The 17,191-nt window shown below is 72.3% G+C and carries 18 protein-coding genes and 1 pseudogene; 6 read left to right on the forward strand and 13 right to left on the reverse strand.

Going from position 1 to position 17,191, the window contains the following annotated elements; all coding sequences use genetic code 11:
- Positions 1-66: 66 nt before the first annotated feature.
- The gene (modA, locus tag ACWDVG_RS23755) at positions 67-870 is read right to left on the reverse strand and encodes a molybdate ABC transporter substrate-binding protein (protein ID WP_451701573.1); all 804 of its coding nucleotides are present in this window, start codon (positions 868-870) and stop codon (positions 67-69) included.
- A 90-nt stretch (positions 871-960) separates the two neighbouring features.
- Complete coding sequence (locus ACWDVG_RS23760; protein ID WP_451701575.1) at positions 961-1,353, reverse strand: TOBE domain-containing protein; 393 nt, start codon at positions 1,351-1,353, stop codon at positions 961-963.
- Between the two features lie 289 nt (positions 1,354-1,642).
- Here ACWDVG_RS23760 and ACWDVG_RS23765 point away from each other — a divergent pair, with 289 nt between their 5' ends.
- On the forward strand, positions 1,643-2,434 hold the full coding sequence (locus ACWDVG_RS23765) for a bestrophin-like domain (RefSeq protein WP_451701577.1): 792 nt from the start codon (positions 1,643-1,645) through the stop codon (positions 2,432-2,434).
- Positions 2,435-2,453: 19 nt separating this feature from the next.
- Here ACWDVG_RS23765 and ACWDVG_RS23770 read toward each other — a convergent pair whose 3' ends face one another.
- Positions 2,454-2,870 carry an arsenate reductase ArsC gene (locus tag ACWDVG_RS23770; RefSeq protein WP_451701578.1) on the reverse strand — a complete coding sequence of 139 codons (417 nt, stop codon included), beginning with the start codon at positions 2,868-2,870 and terminating at the stop codon, positions 2,454-2,456.
- 50 nt (positions 2,871-2,920) lie between these two features.
- Between ACWDVG_RS23770 and ACWDVG_RS23775 the strand changes: the two genes are divergently transcribed.
- Both ACWDVG_RS23775 and ACWDVG_RS23780 read left to right on the forward strand, forming a co-directional pair.
- Positions 2,921-3,229, forward strand: coding sequence for an ArsR/SmtB family transcription factor (locus tag ACWDVG_RS23775; RefSeq protein ID WP_451701580.1), 309 nt, complete (start codon positions 2,921-2,923; stop codon positions 3,227-3,229).
- The gene (locus tag ACWDVG_RS23780; RefSeq protein WP_451701581.1) at positions 3,226-3,999 is read left to right on the forward strand and encodes an aquaporin; all 774 of its coding nucleotides are present in this window, start codon (positions 3,226-3,228) and stop codon (positions 3,997-3,999) included. Before ACWDVG_RS23775 ends, ACWDVG_RS23780 begins: the two co-directional genes overlap by 4 nt.
- Before the next feature lie 38 nt (positions 4,000-4,037).
- Here the strand turns inward: ACWDVG_RS23780 and ACWDVG_RS23785 are convergent, their stop codons facing one another.
- Both ACWDVG_RS23785 and ACWDVG_RS23790 read right to left on the reverse strand, forming a co-directional pair.
- Entirely contained in the window at positions 4,038-4,553 is a 516-nt protein-coding gene (locus tag ACWDVG_RS23785; RefSeq protein ID WP_451701582.1) for an N-acetyltransferase family protein, read from the reverse strand.
- The gene (locus ACWDVG_RS23790) at positions 4,550-4,891 is read right to left on the reverse strand and encodes an ArsR/SmtB family transcription factor (RefSeq protein ID WP_451701584.1); all 342 of its coding nucleotides are present in this window, start codon (positions 4,889-4,891) and stop codon (positions 4,550-4,552) included. Before ACWDVG_RS23790 ends, ACWDVG_RS23785 begins: the two co-directional genes overlap by 4 nt.
- Before the next feature lie 102 nt (positions 4,892-4,993).
- Between ACWDVG_RS23790 and ACWDVG_RS23795 the strand changes: the two are divergent.
- Positions 4,994-6,405, forward strand: a pseudogene (locus tag ACWDVG_RS23795) (FAD-dependent oxidoreductase).
- Between the two features lies 1 nt (position 6,406).
- Here the strand turns inward: ACWDVG_RS23795 and ACWDVG_RS23800 are convergent.
- The 4 genes from ACWDVG_RS23800 to ACWDVG_RS23815 all read right to left on the reverse strand — a co-directional run bounded on the left by ACWDVG_RS23800 (position 6,407) and on the right by ACWDVG_RS23815 (position 12,034).
- On the reverse strand, positions 6,407-8,776 hold the full coding sequence (locus ACWDVG_RS23800) for a beta-xylosidase/alpha-l-arabinosidase (protein WP_451701670.1): 2,370 nt from the start codon (positions 8,774-8,776) through the stop codon (positions 6,407-6,409).
- 68 nt (positions 8,777-8,844) lie between these two features.
- Positions 8,845-9,675, reverse strand: a complete 831-nt coding sequence (locus ACWDVG_RS23805; protein ID WP_451701586.1) for a carbohydrate ABC transporter permease — start codon at positions 9,673-9,675, stop codon at positions 8,845-8,847.
- The gene (locus tag ACWDVG_RS23810; protein WP_451701588.1) at positions 9,675-10,625 is read right to left on the reverse strand and encodes a carbohydrate ABC transporter permease; all 951 of its coding nucleotides are present in this window, start codon (positions 10,623-10,625) and stop codon (positions 9,675-9,677) included. The genes ACWDVG_RS23805 and ACWDVG_RS23810 overlap by 1 nt, the downstream gene beginning before the upstream one ends.
- A gap of 101 nt (positions 10,626-10,726) precedes the next feature.
- Positions 10,727-12,034: an ABC transporter substrate-binding protein gene (locus ACWDVG_RS23815; RefSeq protein WP_451701590.1), complete on the reverse strand. Its 1,308-nt coding sequence runs from the start codon at positions 12,032-12,034 to the stop codon at positions 10,727-10,729.
- 150 nt (positions 12,035-12,184) lie between these two features.
- Here ACWDVG_RS23815 and ACWDVG_RS23820 point away from each other — a divergent pair, with 150 nt between their 5' ends.
- Both ACWDVG_RS23820 and ACWDVG_RS23825 read left to right on the forward strand, forming a co-directional pair.
- Entirely contained in the window at positions 12,185-13,234 is a 1,050-nt protein-coding gene (locus ACWDVG_RS23820; protein ID WP_451701592.1) for a LacI family DNA-binding transcriptional regulator, read from the forward strand.
- A gap of 70 nt (positions 13,235-13,304) precedes the next feature.
- On the forward strand, positions 13,305-13,691 hold the full coding sequence (locus tag ACWDVG_RS23825; protein ID WP_451701593.1) for a VOC family protein: 387 nt from the start codon (positions 13,305-13,307) through the stop codon (positions 13,689-13,691).
- A 35-nt stretch (positions 13,692-13,726) separates the two neighbouring features.
- On the opposite strand, the gene ACWDVG_RS23830 is transcribed toward ACWDVG_RS23825, so the two are convergent.
- From ACWDVG_RS23830 to ACWDVG_RS23845, 4 genes are all read right to left on the reverse strand, one after another.
- Entirely contained in the window at positions 13,727-14,110 is a 384-nt protein-coding gene (locus tag ACWDVG_RS23830; RefSeq protein ID WP_451701595.1) for a VOC family protein, read from the reverse strand.
- Between the two features lie 139 nt (positions 14,111-14,249).
- Positions 14,250-14,594 (reverse strand): hypothetical protein, encoded by a 345-nt coding sequence (locus tag ACWDVG_RS23835; protein ID WP_451701597.1) that lies wholly within the window; start codon positions 14,592-14,594, stop codon positions 14,250-14,252.
- A gap of 139 nt (positions 14,595-14,733) precedes the next feature.
- Complete coding sequence (locus ACWDVG_RS23840) at positions 14,734-16,149, reverse strand: MATE family efflux transporter (protein WP_451701598.1); 1,416 nt, start codon at positions 16,147-16,149, stop codon at positions 14,734-14,736.
- An 11-nt stretch (positions 16,150-16,160) separates the two neighbouring features.
- The gene (locus ACWDVG_RS23845) at positions 16,161-17,189 is read right to left on the reverse strand and encodes a cysteine synthase family protein (RefSeq protein WP_451701600.1); all 1,029 of its coding nucleotides are present in this window, start codon (positions 17,187-17,189) and stop codon (positions 16,161-16,163) included.
- Positions 17,190-17,191 lie beyond the last annotated feature (2 nt).

Raw genomic sequence — 17,191 nt, forward strand, 5'->3', positions numbered from 1 at the left:
GCAGTCGTCGCGGGCTGCCGTCGCCTGTGCTGTCGTCGCGGCCCGCCGGAGCGTCTGTCGAAGCTCCTACGGCTGCTGGAAGCCCGCGTCCCGGAGGATCTTCTGGCCCTCCGGCGAGGAGAGCCACGCGACGAAGGCGGCGGCCGCCCCGGCGTTCTCCGAGTCCTTCAGTGCGGCCGCCGGGTACTGGGCGATCGCGTTCTGCGCGTCGGGGATCTCGACGGCGTCGACCTTGTCCTTCGCGCTCTCGGCGTCGGTCCGGTAGACGAGCCCGGCGTCCGCCTCGCCCAGCTCGACCTTGCTGAGCACGGCGCGGACGTTGGGCTCCTGGGAGACCGGCTTCACGGTGATCTTCTGGGCGTCCAGGATCTTCCGGCTGTACTTGCCGGCCGGCACCTCGGGCGCGGCGAGGACGACCTTCAGCTTCGTGTCCGCGAGGTCCTTCAGTCCACCGACCTGGTGCGGGTTGCCCTCGCCGGTGGCGATGACGAGCCGGTTCCTGGCGATGATCACGGGCGCTCCGGTGTCGGCCTTCACCTTGTCCATGCTCGTGGTGTCGGCGGTGACCAGGACATCGGCGGGGGAGCCCTGCGACACCTGGGCGACCAGCTCCTGCGAACCCGCGAAGGAGAAGGTGATCTCCGTGCCGGGACGGGCCTTCTCGTACGCGGCACCCGCGGTCGTGAACACGTCGGTGAGCGAGGCGGCGGCGAGGACCGTGAGCTCGGTCCTCGGGGCGGCGGAGCCGGATGCCCCGGACCCGCCGGTCTCCTTGTCGGCGTCGTCGTTCCCGCAGGCGGAGAGGGGGGTCAGCAGGGCCGCGGTGAGGGCGACGGCGGCGGCACGACGACGGGTGAGCGTGGGGAACATGGGGGTCTGGACTCCTTGGGGACGAACGGGAAATGCGCCATGAGGGCCGGTCGCGCCGACGGCCGAGTTCTCTCGGTACTGCGTGAAAGGTCAGGTGCGGTCGATGTGCACGCTGGTCGACTTCACGCGGGCGGTGGCCTGCATGCCGACTTCCAGTCCCAGCTCCTCCACTGCCTCCCGGGTGAGGAGGGAGACGAGACGGTGCGGCCCGGCCTGGATCTCGACCTGGGCGGCGACGTCGCCGAGCTTGACGGCGGTGACGATGCCGGCGAACGCGTTGCGCGCCGAGGTGTACGGCACGTCGTCGCCGCCGTCGCCCTGGGCGATCTCCACGGAGAACGCGGCCAGGTCCCGGCCGTCGATCAGCCTGCGGCCGGCCTCGTCGCGATGGGTCGCGACCCGGCCCGCGTCGGCCCACCGCCGCGCGGTGTCGGGGCTGACGCCGAGCAGACGGGCGGCCTGACCGATGGTGTAGGACTGCATGTGCGACACCGTAGGACGATCAAGCTGGCATCTGCAACAAGTCTGGACGGTTCTCCATGGCGTATGCGAGGCGGCTTGTCGGAAGCGACAAGCGGACGGTGTGCACCGGAGGAAACGTTCGCTCGTCGGAGTGATCCCTTCTCCGGGGCCACGGACGGTGGAGGGCCGCATGCGGGGTGCGCCCGCCTGGCCCGAGGTGACCTCCGCCGCCTTCCCGGCGGGGCTCGACGGCCTCGGACGGAGTCGCGGGGCGTTCGGGGATGATCACGCGCTGCCTAGAGTCCGTCGCATGTCGCTCTGGCTGCTCAACCACTTCAGCACCTTCACCCTGGCCGTGGTCACCGTCGGCGGGACCGTCGCCCTGGCCGCCGCCGGCAGCGTGGTGGCCCGTCGCAGGTACCCGTCCCTCGCCGAGGGCGAGCACAACGACATGGTCGGGGTGGCGCTGGGGATGTTCGGAGCCATCTACGGGATCATCCTGGCCTTCGTCATCGTGACCCTCTGGACCCAGCTGGAGAACACCCAGACCATCGTTGCCACCGAGGCCACCGACATCGCGCTCATCGCCCGCGACGCCGCCGCCTTCCCGGGCCCGGTCCGGGCCGAACTCGACACGGCCCTCGGCGGCTACGTCCACGCGGTCGTCGAGGACCAGTGGCCCCGGATGCGGGCGGGGCGGCCGGAGTACGGAGCCACCGCGGGCAGTCTCCAGGACGTCTTCGACGTCCTGCAGTCGTACGAGCCGCGGACCGCCCGGGAGGAGGTCTTCTACGCGGAGGCCGTCGCCCGCCTGAACGACGTCGCCGGCCAGCGTCGCTCGCGGCTCACCATGGCGGAGCAGGAACTCCCGCCGCTGCTCCAGGTCCTCGCCTTCGGCGGCGCGCTCGTCCTGATCCCGCTCACCTTCCTGTACGGCATGCGCAGGCTGCGGATCCAGCTCCTGTTCGTCTCCTCGGTCGCCGCGCTGATCGGTTTCAGCCTGCTGCTGGTCTTCGTCCTCGACCGCCCGTTCGCGGGCGAACTGAGCGTGAGCCCGGCACCGTACCGGGAGGGGGCGCTCGCGCGGTACTGGAGCCCGTGAACCCGTGAGGGGCCGGGGGCTACTCCGGTCCGCGGGCGTCGATCTCGGCGACGAGGCCCTCGATCAGGCCCTTGATCTCGTCACGGATCGGGCGGACGGCCTCGACGCCCCGGCCGGCGGGGTCGTCCAGCCGCCAGTCGAGGTAGGTCCTGCCGGGGAAGTACGGGCAGGCGTCGCCGCAGCCCATGGTGATGACGTAGTCGGACGCCTGGACGGCGTCGGAGGTCAGGACCTTCGGCTTCTGGCCGGTGATGTCGATGCCGAGCTCCGCCATGGCCTCCACGGCGGAAGGATTGACCCGGTCGCCCGGGGCCGAACCGGCGGAGCGGACCTCGACGCGGTCACCCGCGAGGTGCCGCAGGAAGCCCGCGGCCATCTGGGAACGGCCGGCGTTGTGGACGCAGACGAAGAGGACGGAGGCGAGCGGAGCGGTCATCGGTTCACCCTCGATGGTGTAGGTGCGGGCCGGTGTGAAAGTATCAGTCCATGATGACATCAGTCGACACTGATCTGATGAGGGTGCTGAGCGACCCGCTGCGCCTGCGGATCGTGACCCTGCTCGCCCGCGAGACGCTGTGCACCACGCACCTCGTCGAGGAGACCGGCGCCCGGCAGACCAACCTCTCCAACCACCTGAAGGTCCTGCGCGAGGCCGGGATCGTGGAGACCGAGCCCTGCGGCCGGTTCACGTACTACCGGCTCAAGCCGGACGTCATCGACGCGCTCGCGGGGCAGTTCGCCGCCCTTGCCGCCACCGCGCGCACCCATGCCGACACGAAGAGGGCCTGCCCGTGACCGTCACCGAGCCCGCCCGCGCCCCCCTCGGCGCGGCGCCCGGCGAGACCGCGCCGGACGAGACCGTGCCGGGCGGCACCCCGCCCCGTACCCCGCTCGGTGCCCGGGTCGCCGCCGAACTCGTCGGCACCGCCGCTCTCGTGGCGATCGTCGTCGGCTCCGGCATCCAGGCCACGCGGCTCACCGAGGACATCGCGCTCCAGTTGCTCGCCAACGCCCTCGCCACCGTCTTCGGCCTCGGCGTCCTCGTCGCCCTCCTCGCGCCGGTCTCCGGGGCGCACTTCAACCCGGCCGTCAGCCTGGCCGAGTGGTGGACCGCACGCCGCGGCGGCGGCGCGGGCGTGACGGGACGCGAGCTCGCCGCCTACGTCCCCGCGCAGACCGTCGGGGCCGTGGCGGGCGCCGTCCTGGCGGACGCGATGTTCGGCGAGCCGCTCGTGAAGTGGTCCACGCACGACCGCTCCGCCGGGAACCTGCTGCTCGGCGAGGCGGTCGCCACCGCGGGCCTGATCCTGCTGGTCTTCGGCCTGGCCCGCACGGACCGGCTCCGCTTCGCGCCCGTCGCCGTCGCCTCGTACATCGGCGCCGCCTACTGGTTCACCTCGTCCACGTCCTTCGCGAACCCGGCGGTGACCGTCGGCCGCGCCTTCACCGACACCTTCGCCGGGATCGCGCCCGCGTCCGTGCCGGGCTTCGTCGCCGCGCAGCTGATCGGCGCGGCCGCGGGCCTCGCCCTGGTCGCGGTGATCTTCGTACGACCGCGGGCGTGAGCGCGGCGGCACGAGCGCCATTCCCCCCCGCCGGGGGGTCAGCCGATACGAGGGCTGCGGCGTTCGACGAGGACGGTGTCGCGCCAGCGGCCCCGATGGAGGCCGATGCGCTCCCGCGTGCCGATGACCCGGAAGCCGGCCCGCGCGTGCGCGGCGAGGCTCGCGGTGTTCTCCGGGAAGATGCCGGACTGGATCGTCCAGATCCCGGCCGCCTCGGTGGAGTCGACGAGCGCCCGCAGCAGCGCCGAGGCGACGCCCCGGCCGCGCGCGTCCGGGCAGACGTAGACCGAGTGCTCGACGACGCCCGCGTAGGCGCAGCGGTCGGAGACCTTCGTGGCGGCGACCCAGCCGAGGACCCGGCCTGCCCCGTCGAGGGCGACGAAGCGGTGCTCGGGCATCCGGCCCGCGTCGAACTGCTCCCAGGTCGGCGGCGAGGTCTCGAAGGTCGCGTTCCCCTCGTCGATGCCCGCCCGGTAGATCGCGAGGACCTCGTCGGCGTGGTCCGCGGTGAGGGGCGCGACGGTGGTGGCGGTGGGGGGCACGGGGCGGCTCACGGGGTGGCCGCCTTGGTGAGGAGCCGCCCCATGGTCGCGAGCACCGCGGGCTCGACGCGGTAGTAGACCCAGGTGCCGCGCCGCTCGGAGGAGAGCAGCCCGGCCTCCTTCAGCTTCTTGAGGTGGTGGGAGACGGTGGGCTGGGAGACGCCGACGTCGGAGATGTCGCAGACGCAGGCCTCGCCGCCCTCGTGCGAGGCGACGGCGGAGAAGAGCCGGAGCCGGACCGGATCGCCCAGGGCCTTGAACATCCGGGCGGCCTGTTCGGCCTCCTCGGCGTTCAGGGGGCGCTCGTCGAGCGGCGGACAGCAGCGGGCGATCTCGGTGTCGTTCGACATGTGTCTATGTTGACATGCGTCGAAGCAGCTGGGCCTGCTGATTCGACATGTGTCTATGTTGACGGATGTCGATACGGGTGCCAGGCTTGCGCTGTCACATTGATGAACATCAAAGCAAGGGGAGTCGCCGTGAGCGCCGCCGTCACCACCGCAGCCGACCACCTGCCCGTCGTGGTCATCGGGGCCGGGCCCGTCGGCCTGGCCGCCGCCGCCCACCTCGTGGAGCGCGGGCTCGACCCCTTGGTCCTGGAGGCCGGACCGACGGCCGCCGCGGCCGTGCGCGCCTGGGGCCACGTCCGCCTCTTCTCCCCCTGGGGCGAGGTCACCGACCGGGCCGCCGAGAACCTCCTCGCGCGCCCACCGGCTGGGTCGGGCCCGACCCCACGGCCTACCCGACCGGCGGGGAGTGGGTGGAGCGCTACCTCCAGCCGCTCGCCGACGTCCTCGGCGACACGGTCCGCCTCGGGGCCACGGTCACCGGTGTCTCGCGCGCCGGCCGCGACCGGGTCGTGGACGCCGACCGCGCGGCCCAGCCGTTCGTCGTCCACGTCACGTACGCCGACGGCCGCGAGGAGCGGATCTTCGCCCGCGCGGTGCTCGACGCCTCCGGCACCTGGACCGTGCCGGGCCCGGCCGGCGCCTCCGGGCTCCCGGCCCTCGGCGAGAAGGCCGCCGCCGACCGGATCGCGTACCGCGTCCCCGACCTCGCCGACCCCGCGGTCCGCGCGCGGTACGCCGGCAGGCGCACCGCCGTGATCGGCTCGGGTGCCTCCGCCTTCACCGCGCTCGCCTCGCTCGCCGAACTGGCGCGCACCGAGGACGGCACGAAGGCCCTGTGGATCCTGCGCCGCGGCATCTCCGGTGCCACCTTCGGCGGCGGCGCGGCCGACCAGCTGCCCGCCCGCGGAGCCCTCGGCCTCGCCGCGAAGGCCGCGGTCGACGCGGGACACGCCGACGCCGTCACCGGCTTCCGTACGGAGGCGATCGAGCGGGACGACGACCGGCTGGTCCTGGTGGCCGAGGACGGCCGCCGCCTCGACCCGGTCGACGAGGTCGTCGTTCTCACGGGCCTGCGCCCCGACCTCTCCTTCCTCACCGAACTCCGCCTCGGCCTCGACGAGCGCCTCCAGGCGCCCGTCGCACTGGCCCCGCTGATCGACCCCAACCAGCACTCCTGCGGCACCGTCTACCCGCACGGCGTCAAGGAGCTGTCCCACCCCGAACCCGGCGTGTACCTCGTCGGCATGAAGTCCTACGGCCGCGCCCCCACCTTCCTCGCCCTCACCGGGTACGAGCAGGTCCGCTCGGTCGTCGCCGCGCTCGCCGGCGACCACGCGTCCGCCGAGCGCGTCGAACTGGTCCTCCCGGAGACCGGGGTCTGCGGCGGCGCGGGCCTCTTCGACCAGCCGGCCTCCGCCGAGCCCGCCGAGGCCGGCGGCTGCTGCGCTCCGGCCGAGGCCACGGCCCTGATCCCGCTCGGCGTCACCGGCCCGGCACCCTCCTGCGGTTCCTGACCTACCCCGCCGGGACCGGGCCCGTCTCGAAGGTCGGGTGCAGGTGGCGGCGGTGGTCCAGGGTGCGGGGCGGGCCCGTCAGGGTGACGTGGGCGGTGAGGCGCGGGTCGGTACTGGAGGCGCTCAGGCGCAGTTCCAGCGTGCCCGGCTCGACCGTGCGGGCGCCCGTCCTGCCGGTGAAGGAGGCGAGGTCCGCGGGGACGACCGCGCGGACCCGCCGCCGCTCCCCGGGGGCCAGGTCGAGGCGCACGTACCCGACGAGCCGCTGTACGGGCTGGACGACGGAGGCCACCGGGTCGTGCACGTACAGCTGCACGACCTCGGTGCCGGGGCGGTCGCCGGTGTTCGTGACGGTCAGGGCGAGCCGTACGGCGCCGTCGGTGGGGATCTCGGTGGCCTCCACGGCCAGGTCGCCCCAGTCGAAGGTGGTGTAGGCGAGGCCGTGGCCGAAGCCGAAGGCCGGGGTCGGGTCGATGTTCGAGACCTCGCTGCTGTGGCCGAGCCGGGCGGCCAGGTACGTGGACGGCTGGGCGCCCGGGTGGCGGGGCACGCTGACCGGCAGCCGGCCGCTCGGGGCGGTCCGCCCGCTGAGGACGGACGCGACGGCCGCCGTCCCGGCCTCGCCGGGGAAGAAGGCCTGGACGATCGCGGCGGACGCGTCGGCGGCGCGGCCCAGCGCGTACGGCCGTCCGGCCAGCAGGGTCGTCACGACCGGGGTCCCCGTGTCGAGGAGGGCGTCGAGCAGCCGCTGCTGGGCGCCGGGCAGGACGAGGGACTCCGCGTCGCAGCCCTCGCCACTGGTGCCCCGCCCGAAGAGTCCGGCGCGGTCGCCGAGGGCCGCCACGACCACGTCGGCGCGACGGGCGAGGGCGAGGGCCTCGGCGAAGCCCTCGGTCCCGCCGTCGTCGACGCCGGTGCCGCGCGCCACGAGGAGCTCGGCGTCCGGGAACTCGGCCGCCAGCGCCTGGCGCAGGGTGGGCAGCTCGATCCCGAGGGGCGTGTCGGGGTGCTGGCCGCCGACGTGGACGGGGAAGGAGTAGCAGCCGAGGACGGCCGTGGGGGCCTCGGCGTTGGGGCCGACGAGGGCGATGCGGAGCGCGGCGCGCGGGTCGAGCGGCAGGGTGCCGTCGTTGCGGAGCAGGACGACGGCCCGTTCGGCGACGCGGCGGGCGAGCGCGCGGTTGGCGGCCGGGTCCAGGTCGACCGTGCCCCGGAGGGCGTCGGGGCCGGCGGAGGTGTCGGCGCCGCGCAGGACCGCGGGGACCGGGCTCCAGTCGGGGTCGAGCAGCCCCAGCCGGACCTTCTGCAGGAGGACCCGCCGGACGGCGCGGTCCACGAGCGCCTCGGGCACGTCACCGCGCCGGACCGCGTCCCGGAGCGGCGTGCCGAAGGCCTTGACGGTGGGCAGTTCCACGTCGACGCCGGCGGCGAGCGCCGCCCCGGCCGCCTCGCCGAGCGTGCCCGCGACGCCGTGCAGGGTCTTCAGGAACGCGATGCCGAAGTAGTCGGCCACGACGGTGCCGGTGAAGCCCCAGGCGTCCCGGAGCACTCCGGTGAGCAGGCGGTCGTCGGCGGCCGCGGGGACGCCGTCGGTGTCGGTGTAGGCGTGCATGACCGAGCGGACGCCGCTCTCCCGGACCGCCATCTCGAACGGCGGCAGGATCACGTCGGCCAGCTCCCGCGGGCCCATGCCGACCGGGGCGAGGTTCCGCCCGGCCCGGGAGGCGGAGTAGCCGGCGAAGTGCTTGAGGGTGGCGACGACACCGGCGGACTCCAGCCCCTGGACGTACGCGGTGGCGACCGTCCCGACGAGGTACGGGTCCTCGCCGACGGTCTCCTCGACGCGCCCCCAGCGGGCGTCGCGGACGACGTCGAGGACCGGGGCGAGCCCCTGGTGGACGCCGACCGCGCGGAGGTCGCGGCCGATGGCGGCCGCCATCTCCCGTACGAGCGCGGGATCGAAGGTGGCTCCCCACGACAGGGGTACGGGATAGGCGGTGGCGCCCCAGGCCGCGAAACCCGCGAGGCACTCCTCGTGGGCGACGGCCGGGATGCCGAAGCGGTTCGCGGCGGCGATCCGGGCCTGCGTGCGCATCAGGGAGAGCGCGCCGAGCGCGGGGTCGACGGGCACCGTACCGAAGGGCCGGGTGAGCTGGCCGAGTCCGTCGGGCAGCAGCGCGTCGAGGTCGACCGGCTCCTCCATGTCGTGCTGGTGCGGCGCGACTTCGGCGCCCTCGTCGGAGGCGCCGACCCACACGCCGTACAACTGGGCGGTCTTCTCCTCCAGGGTCATCTCGCGGAGCAGCGCGTCGACGCGGGCCTCCGCGCTCAGGGACGGGTCGCGCCAGGCGGGGAGCGGGCCGGGGCGCACGTTGCCCGGGTGCGGTTCGCGGTGCGCATCGGGGTGCGGGGCGGTGGGCCGGGGGGCCACGTGGTCGGTCACTTTCCTCCGACTCCCATCAGCCCCTGGACCAGGGCGCGACGGGCGAAAAGGTAGACGAGCAGGACGGGGAGCACGGACAGGACGACGGCCGCGAGGAGACCGGGCATGTCGACGCCGTGTTCCGTCTGGAAGTCGTAGAGGCCCATGGTGATGACCTTGTTCTCCGAGGACTGGGTGAGGACGAGGGGGAACAGGAAGCCGTTCCACGCCTGCAGTGACGCGAACACGACGATCGTGGACAGACCGCTCTTCGACAGCGGCAGGACCAGCTGGAGGAAGATCCGCCGGGGCGAGGCGCCGTCGACGGTCATGGCCTCGTACAGCTCGGGCGTGATGTCCCGCATGGCGCCGGAGAGGATCAGGGCGCAGACGGGCATGGCGAAGGCGGCCGTCGGCAGGATGACGCCGAGGAGGTTGTCGTACAGCCCGGCCTCGTTGATCAGGTAGAACATCGGAACGATCACGGCCTGGGACGGAATGGCCAGGCCGAGCAGGAAGAGCCGGAAGACCCGGCCGACGGCCCGGCCGTCGCTGCGCACGATCGCGTACGCGAGCGGCGGTACGAGCACCAGGACGATGCCGACGACGCAGACGGTGACGACGACCGTGTTGAGGAAGTACTGCGCGAAGCCCTCGTTCAGGTCGTTGACGTAGTTGTCGAGGGTGAAGCGCTCGGGGAAGGCGAGGGGGCCGTTCGCCGCGTAGTCCGTACGGGACTGGACGGTGGCGATCAGCATGACGTACAGCGGCAGGCCGACCACGAACAGCCACACCAACGAGCCGAACCCGGCGAGGTAGTTGGGGCGGGACTTCGTCGGGCGCCTCATCACACGCCCTCCATGGTGCTGCGCATCCTGTCGTAGCCGGTCAGGCGCACCATGACCAGGGAGACGAGGGTGGCGACGAGGACCAGGAGCAGCGCGATCGCGGAGGCCGCGCCGAAGTCGAAGCTCTTGAAGGCCTTCTGGTACATGTAGTAGGCGGTGTTCGTGGTGTCCGTGCCGGGGCCGCCCTGGGTGAGGATCAGTACGGTGTCGAAGGTCGTGAGTCCGCCGACCACCATGAGGATCGTCGAGGTCACCACGGAGTTGCGCAGCTGCGGCAGGGTGATGTGGAAGAACTGGCGGACCCGGCCCGCGCCGTCGATCTGGGCCGCCTGGTAGAGGACTTCGGGGATCGCGCGGGCCGCGCCCTGGTAGATCAGCGTGTGCAGGGGCGTGAACTGCCAGGTGCTGACGAAGACGAGCACGCCGAGTGCGCCGGCCTGCGTGCCGAAGAGGTTGCCGTCGCCGAAGAGCCAGGCCGCCTGGGAGGGGACCCCGAAGTTGGGGTCGAGCACGGCGCGCCACAGGACGGAGACGGCGGTGATGGAGAGCAGCAGCGGCACGAAGTAGACCGCGGAGAGGACCGCCCGGTTGCGCTGGTGGCCGGCGGCCCAGACACCGAGCAGGATGCTGATCGGCGTCTGGACGGCGACGCCGAGGACGGTGAGGAGCAGGCTCAGCCAGAGGCTCTTCACCATCACCGGGTCGTCGAGCAGCCGGCTCCAGTTCTCCAGGCCGGCGAACTCGGGGGAGCCGAGCCCGTTCCAGCGGGTGAAGGAGAGGACGACGACCAGGACGAGCGGGACGAGGGCGAACAGGCCGAAGAAGACGGCGGCGGGCGCCGCCCAGGCGAAGCCCGGGCGGCCCACGCCGGTCGCGGGGGGACGGGGCCGCCCGCGTCCGGTGCTCCGTTTCTCGGCGCTGTCCACGGCGGGGGCAGTGGCAGTGGTCATGGCAGGCGCTTTCGGGGTGGTCGGGCTCGCGGTCGGGCTCGTGTGCGGGCTCGAGTTCGGGCTCGTGGTCGTCACGCCGGGGTTTCTCCGGCTCGGGTCCGTCAGGCCGCGGGCAGGCTCTGCATCGCGGCGATGAAGGCGTCGGGGCCCGTCTGTCCGCTGAAGAACTGCTGGACGGCCTGGTGGATGGTCGTGGTCGCCGCCGGGGGATAGGCCTGGTCCCAGGAGAGCTGGAAGGAGGGCGCCTTCTTCACCAGGTCGTACTGGAACGTGGAGTACGCGGGGTTGGCCGAACCCGCCAGGAACTCGGGTGTGTTGGTCGTGGTGGGCAGATTGCCGATGCCCAGCTGGCCCTTGACGAACTGGTCCGAGTACAGGAGCTTGAGGAACTCGGCCACGGCCTCGGGGTGTTCGGTGTTCTTCAGGACCGAGTAGAAGTTGTTGGTGTTCCCGGCGAGGTTGTCCGGGTCGCCCTTGCCGCCCTCGACGGTGGGGAAGGTGCCGTAGCCGAGGTCCTTCGCCACGAAGTCCGGGTAGGCGTCCTGGAGGGTGGAGTACTCCCACGAGCCCATGAGCTCGAAGGCCGCCTTTCCGGTGGCGAGGAGGGCGGGGGAGCCGCCGTCGGTGAACTTGACCGAGTCGTAGTTGGTGCCGAAGGCGCCGGCGTCGATCAGCTCCTTCAGCATGCCGAGGGCCTTCTTGCTGTCGGCGCTCGCCCAGACGTCCTTGTCCCCGTTCACGGCCTTCTGGAAGTGCTCGGGCCCGGCCACCCGGTCGTACACGTACTGGAACCACATCTGGGTCGGCCACTTGTCGCCGCCGCCGAGCGCGATGGGGGTGACGCCCTTGGCCTTGAGCGTCTTCACGGCGGCCAGGAGCTCGTCCCAGGTGCGCGGCGCGGTGACCCCGGCGTCCGCGAGCACCTTCTTGTTGCTGAAGAGGAGTACGGGCTGGGTGCCGCGCATGGGGACGCCGTACGGCTTGCCGTCGACGACCGCGGTGTTGAAGACCGACGGCAGGAAGTTCGACTTCAGGCCGGGGTCCTTGGCGATGAAGTCGTCGAGCGGCATGAGGAGTCCGGCGTCGACGAACGGCTTGATGCTGCCGCCGCCCCAGTTGAAGAAGACGTCCGGCGCCTGCTTGCCGCTGATGATCGTCTGCAGTTTGGACTGGTAGTCGGCGCCGGGGATGGTGTCGAGGACCGCCTTCACCTTCGACGTCTTGTTGAAGGTGTCGACGAGCTGCTTCTCCACCTTGTTGGTGGCGTCGCCGTACACCAGGACGTGGATCGTGTCCGTGTCGCCGCCGGCCGAGCCGCCCGAGCCGCCGCACGCCGCCAGGGACAGGGTCATGGCCAGCGACGCCCCGCCGACGACAGCGGTCCTCAGGAGCCGTACGTGCCGCTTCATCGCCCCACCTTTCGAAAGAGTTTCGGTCGGATTGCCGAAACTTCATGCTGCGGGACGCTAGGCCGGGTGCGACGGAAGGGCAACCCTCCGGCAGGGCGTTATCAAAGCGTGACCATGTCGTCGGGGCGAACGGTGCTTTATGCTGCGCGGATGCGAGACGGCGAGGAAAACAGGCGGATCACGCTGGCGGAGGTGGCCGAGCAGGCCGGGGTGTCGCTTTCGACAGTTTCGAAGGTCCTCAACGGCCGCCAGGACGTGTCCGCGGCCACGCGCGGCAAGGTCGAGCGCCTCCTCGACGCCCACGCGTACCGGCGGACCACCCGCGTCGCCCGCGAGGCGCCCCTCATCGAACTCGTCTTCCACGAACTCGACAGCGTGTGGGCCATGGAGCTGATCCGCGGCGTCGAGAACCTCGCCAAGTCCCACCGGGCAAGCGTCGTCCTCACCGAGAGCGGCACCCGGCACGCCCCCGCGCCGGACTGGATCGAAGGCGTCCTGCAACGCCGGCCGATCGGCGTCGTCCTGGTCTTCTCCTCCCTCCCCGACGCCGTCAAGCGACAGCTCGACGCCCGGTCGATCCCCTTCGTGATCGTCGACCCGGCCGGGGACCCCGAACCCGACGTGCCGTCCGTCGGCTCCGCCAACTGGTCAGGCGGCGTGGCCGCCACCCGCCACCTCCTCGACCTGGGCCACCGCCGCATCGCCATCGTCACCGGGCCCGAGGACATGCTCTGCTCCCTGGCCCGGCTCGACGGCTACCGGTCCGCCCTCAACATGGCGGGCCTGGCACACGACCCCGCCCTCGTCCGGTTCGGCGACTTCCACGTCGAGGGCGGTTACGCGCGCGCGATGGAGCTGCTGCGCATGCCGGACCGGCCCACCGCCGTCTTCGCCGGCAGCGACCTGCAGGCGCTCGGCGTCATGGAGGCGGCCCGGGTGTGCGGCCTGCGGGTGCCCGAGGACCTGTCCGTCGTCGGCTACGACGACGTGATGATCGCGCGCTGGTCGAGCCCGCCGCTGACCACCGTCCACCAGCCGCTGCGCGAGATGGGCGAGGAAGCCGTCCAGATGCTGCTCAGGCTGCGCTCCGGAGAACCCTCGGTGACGCGCATGGAGCTCACGACCAGCCTCGTCGTCAGGAAGAGCACCGCCCCTCCGCCCGAGGAAACGCCCGTGGAAACGACCGGGGAAACGCCTTAGGGCAACGTCCTACGGGGGACGTCATAATCGGCTCCGCACGTTCTTGATCATGACGACAGGAGCAACAGCCATGCGCGTGAAGGCATTCGACCACCTCGTGCTCAACGTGACCGACGTCGACAGGGCGCTCGCGTTCTACACCGGTCCCCTCGGTCTCGCGCCCGAGCGGGTCGAGGAGTGGCGGGCGGGCAAGGTGCCCTTCCCGTCCGTGCGCATCGACGAGGGCACGGTCATCGACCTGTTCTCCCGCCCGCGCGGCGAGTCCAACGTCGACCACATCTGCCTGGTCGTCGACCCCCTCGACTGGCAGGAGGTCATCGACTCCGGGACGTTCGACGTGCTGGAGGGCCCGGTGCCGCGCTGGGGCGCCCGCGGCTCCGCGCAGTCGGTGTACGTGAAGGACCCCGACGGCAACACGGTCGAGCTGCGCTGGTACCCGCAGGACGCCACCGCCTGATCCGCCCCCACTCCCGCGCGGGTGAACGGGAGCGCTCAGACGGGCTTCAGCCGGTCGTGCAGCAGGCAGAACTCGTTGCCCTCCGGGTCGGCCAGGACGTGCCAGTTCTCCTCGCCGGTCTGGCCGACGTCCACCGGCCGGGCGCCGAGGGCGAGCAGCCGCTCCAACTCGGCCGCCTGGTCGCGGTCGGTGGGGTTGACGTCGAGGTGCAGCCGCAGCTTCCCGCGCCGCGGTTCACCGCTGGGGCTGAGGATCAGCGTGGGCTGCGGTCCGCCGAACCCGACGCCGGGCGGCCCGATCTCGATGCTCCCGTCGTCCTCGCGCCCCACCTCCACATAGCCGAGGACCTCGCTCCAGAAGGCGGCGAGCCGCTCGGCGTCGGCGCAGTCGATGATCAGCTCACTGATGCGGCATGCCATGCCCGCCAGTGTACGAAGACGGCCCGGCGCCCGGCCCGGGGACGCGGGCCCGACGCTCCGGGGGCCAGGGACCGCCCAACTGGTCATCGTCGCCCACGAGTCGGGCCTGGTCACCCCGGGGGCGGTGTGAGCGGACGGGTCAGCCGAAGACGACCGACCGCACCTTCAGCCGCTCCGACGCCCCGCCGGTGTGCGGGCGGAGACGGAACCAGTCGCCCTCGCAGTTCGGCTCGGTGAAGACCGTCGCCCAGGCGTCGGTGCGGTTCTTCGGCGAGTGGCCCGGCTCCGGGTTCTCCAGGCCGACGCCGGGCAGGTTCAGACAGGTCAGGTCGGCCGGGTCGGTGAGGAAGCCGGTCGCCTCGTAGCCCTCGACGGTGACGTAGTCGTAGCGGAACTGACCGGTGGCGGCGGAGGCGGAGGACGGGACGGCGGCGAGGAGCAGGGCGGCACCGAGGACGGCGGGGACGGCGGAGCGGAGACGCATCGGGGGGGTCTTTCTGCTGGTGGGAACGTTGCCGTCGCCATGCCTGCCCGGTCGGACCACCCGTATCCGCCCGTCACACGTACGGATGGCGACGAAACGATCCGCCGTTCCCCCGAACGGCGAACGGGCCGCGCCCGGCTCACGCCGCCGTCGGTTCCGCGCTCCTCTCCGTGGTGGCCGCGCGGGCGGTGAGCCCGCGGTGGTAGCGGCGCAGCAGGAGCAGGGCCGTGGCGGCGAGGCCGGTGAGCAGGCCGAGCCAGACCCCGGCGGTGTCGAAGGAGGCCAGGCGGCCGAGGAGCCAGACCGCGGGCAGGCCGATGAGCCAGTAGCCGACCAGGGTGACGTGGAAGCCGCCCTTGGTGTCGTCGAGGCCGCGCAGCAGGCCGATCCCGATGTTCTGCGTGCAGTCGAAGAACTGCAGCACGGCGGCGATGAGGAGGAGGTCCGCGCCGATCGCCAGGGCCTGCGTCTCCGACGGGTCGAGGAACGGCCTGAGGACCAGGTCCGGTACGAGGACGTAGACGGCGCCGACGACGGCCATGACGGCCGCCGCGCAGGCCAGGGCGGTGTTCTTCAGCCGGCGGGCCGCCTCGATCCGGCCCAGGGCCAGCTCGCGGCTGACGTTGATGGACGCGGCGTGCGAGAGGCCGACGGCGATCTGGAACACGATGTAGATGAGCTGGTTGACGGCGGTGTGCGCGGCGAGCGCGGCGCTGCCGAACGTACCGACGATCAAGGCGACGACGAAGAAGAACCCGGCCTCGGAGCCGTAGGTGGCGGCGATGGGCGTGCCCAGGCCGGTGAGACGGCGGAGGGTGGCCGGGCGGGCCTTCCAGACGCGGACGTCGAGGAGCGGTGCGAGGTCCGGGTCGCGGCGCGTGGAGGCGTACAGAGCGAGGCAGGTGAGGAGGTACACCGTCGAGGTGGCGACGCCGATGCCCGGCAGCCCCAGTTCGGGAAGGAACCACGTGCCGTGGATGAAGCCCCAGTTGAGGGCGGCGTTGACGGCGATGGACGCGATCGTGATCTGGAGCAGGGCCTGCGGGCGGCGCATGCCGACGGTGAACTGCCGGATGGCCTGGAACCAGAGGCAGGGGATCAGACCGGGTGCCAGGGCGTAGAGGACGGGCTGCGCCGTCTCGACGACGGTGGGGTCCTGGCCGAGCCAGGCCACCGCGTGGCCGATGAGGACCATGAGGACGGCGCCGGCGAGTCCGGCGAGGGTGGCCAGGGCGAGCGCGGCGCGGACGAGGTCACGCACGTCCTCGTCCGCCTCGGCCCTCGCCGCGTCGCCGTCGGCGCTCTCGGCGCGGGCGGCCGCTGCGGCGACCTGGTTGCCGACGGCGGTGACCATGCCGACGCCCATGGTCCGCAGCTGGTTGAAGACGACCAGGGCCAGACCGCCCGCCGCGAGGGCCTCCACCCCCATCAGGCCCATCATGATGGTGTCCGTCGTGGTGAGGGCCACCTGGGCGAGCTGGGTGAGGGCGAGCGGTACGGCCAGGGCGGCGAGGGCCCGGCTGTCGGTCAGGAGCGTGCGGAGGGGCGTGGGCATCGGCATCGGTGTCAGTTCCCGCGGAGCTTGGTGAGCAGTTCGTCGATCTCGCGCTCGACCGTGAGGTCGATGAGGTCGCGCGCGTCCATCCAGTCGTCGTCGAAGACGGTGTCCATGTACTTCTCGCCGCCGTCGTTGACGAGGGCGACCATAGTCGTGCCCGGGGGGAGGGACGCCATCCGGGTGAGGGCCTCGTGGACGACGCCGCCGGCGGAGCCGCCGACGAGGAGGCCGGTCCTGCGGGCGACGACACGCGCGGTGGCGAAGGCCTCGACGTCGCCGACCTTGACGCCCTCGTCGATCAGGTCGTAGTCCACGAGGGCGCCGATGGTGGCGCCCTCGGGAGTTCCCGTACCGGACTGGTAGTAGTCGTGCGCCGGGCCGCCGAAGGCGATGGAGCCCTTCGGCTCGACGCCCACGACGCGGACGCCGGGGACGGTGCGGCGCAGTTCGCGGGCCGTGCCGCACAGGCCGCCGCCGGTGCCGACGGCGCCGATGAGGATGTCGACCCGGCCGTCGAGCGCCGCGTCGAGCTCGCGGCCCACGTCGTAGTAACCGACGGCGTTGGCCGGGTTGTTGTGCTGCTCCGTGAAGACGGCGTTGTCGTCGTCGGCCGCCATCTTCTCGGCGAGTTCCTCGCGGGCGGCGGTGGCGAGCTCCTCGGTGCCGTCGTCGACGACGTAGACGAGTTCGGTGCCGAGGGCCTTCATGCCGCGCAGCTTGTCCACGCAGGCGTGGTTGTCGACGACGGCGGTGAAGGTGTAGCCGCGCTCGGCGGCGATCACGGCGAGACCGAGGCCGGTGTTGCCGGAGGTGGACTCGATGACCCGGCCGCCGGGGCCGAGTTCACCGGCCGCCTCGGCGGCGTCGACCATGGCGCGGGCCATGCGTATCTTCGCGGTTCCGGTGGGGTTGAACTGCTCCAGCTTGAGCAGCAGACGGCTGCCGTTCTCGGTGCGGCACAGCTCGAAGAGCGGGGTGTAGCCGATGAGGTCCGAGACGCGGCTGACGACGGCGGGACGCATCAGTGCCTTGTCCATGA

It is taken from the genome of Streptomyces sp. NPDC003327 (assembly GCF_053589515.1).

What these genes read in the sequence shown, in the direction of transcription:
- ACWDVG_RS23815 (WP_451701590.1), bottom strand. Translation starts at nt 12,034, where the DNA reads ATGAAGCGGCACGTACGGCTCCTGAGGACCGCTGTCGTCGGCGGGGCG.
- ACWDVG_RS23765 (WP_451701577.1), top strand. Translation starts at nt 1,643, where the DNA reads ATGTCGCTCTGGCTGCTCAACCACTTCAGCACCTTCACCCTGGCCGTG.
- ACWDVG_RS23790 (WP_451701584.1), bottom strand. Translation starts at nt 4,891, where the DNA reads ATGTCGAACGACACCGAGATCGCCCGCTGCTGTCCGCCGCTCGACGAG.
- ACWDVG_RS23845 (WP_451701600.1), bottom strand. Translation starts at nt 17,189, where the DNA reads ATGGACAAGGCACTGATGCGTCCCGCCGTCGTCAGCCGCGTCTCGGAC.
- ACWDVG_RS23770 (WP_451701578.1), bottom strand. Translation starts at nt 2,870, where the DNA reads ATGACCGCTCCGCTCGCCTCCGTCCTCTTCGTCTGCGTCCACAACGCC.
- ACWDVG_RS23760 (WP_451701575.1), bottom strand. Translation starts at nt 1,353, where the DNA reads ATGCAGTCCTACACCATCGGTCAGGCCGCCCGTCTGCTCGGCGTCAGC.
- ACWDVG_RS23810 (WP_451701588.1), bottom strand. Translation starts at nt 10,625, where the DNA reads ATGACCACTGCCACTGCCCCCGCCGTGGACAGCGCCGAGAAACGGAGC.
- ACWDVG_RS23820 (WP_451701592.1), top strand. Translation starts at nt 12,185, where the DNA reads ATGCGAGACGGCGAGGAAAACAGGCGGATCACGCTGGCGGAGGTGGCC.
- ACWDVG_RS23825 (WP_451701593.1), top strand. Translation starts at nt 13,305, where the DNA reads ATGCGCGTGAAGGCATTCGACCACCTCGTGCTCAACGTGACCGACGTC.
- ACWDVG_RS23830 (WP_451701595.1), bottom strand. Translation starts at nt 14,110, where the DNA reads ATGGCATGCCGCATCAGTGAGCTGATCATCGACTGCGCCGACGCCGAG.
- ACWDVG_RS23840 (WP_451701598.1), bottom strand. Translation starts at nt 16,149, where the DNA reads ATGCCCACGCCCCTCCGCACGCTCCTGACCGACAGCCGGGCCCTCGCC.
- ACWDVG_RS23775 (WP_451701580.1), top strand. Translation starts at nt 2,921, where the DNA reads ATGATGACATCAGTCGACACTGATCTGATGAGGGTGCTGAGCGACCCG.
- modA (WP_451701573.1), bottom strand. Translation starts at nt 870, where the DNA reads ATGTTCCCCACGCTCACCCGTCGTCGTGCCGCCGCCGTCGCCCTCACC.
- ACWDVG_RS23835 (WP_451701597.1), bottom strand. Translation starts at nt 14,594, where the DNA reads ATGCGTCTCCGCTCCGCCGTCCCCGCCGTCCTCGGTGCCGCCCTGCTC.
- ACWDVG_RS23805 (WP_451701586.1), bottom strand. Translation starts at nt 9,675, where the DNA reads ATGAGGCGCCCGACGAAGTCCCGCCCCAACTACCTCGCCGGGTTCGGC.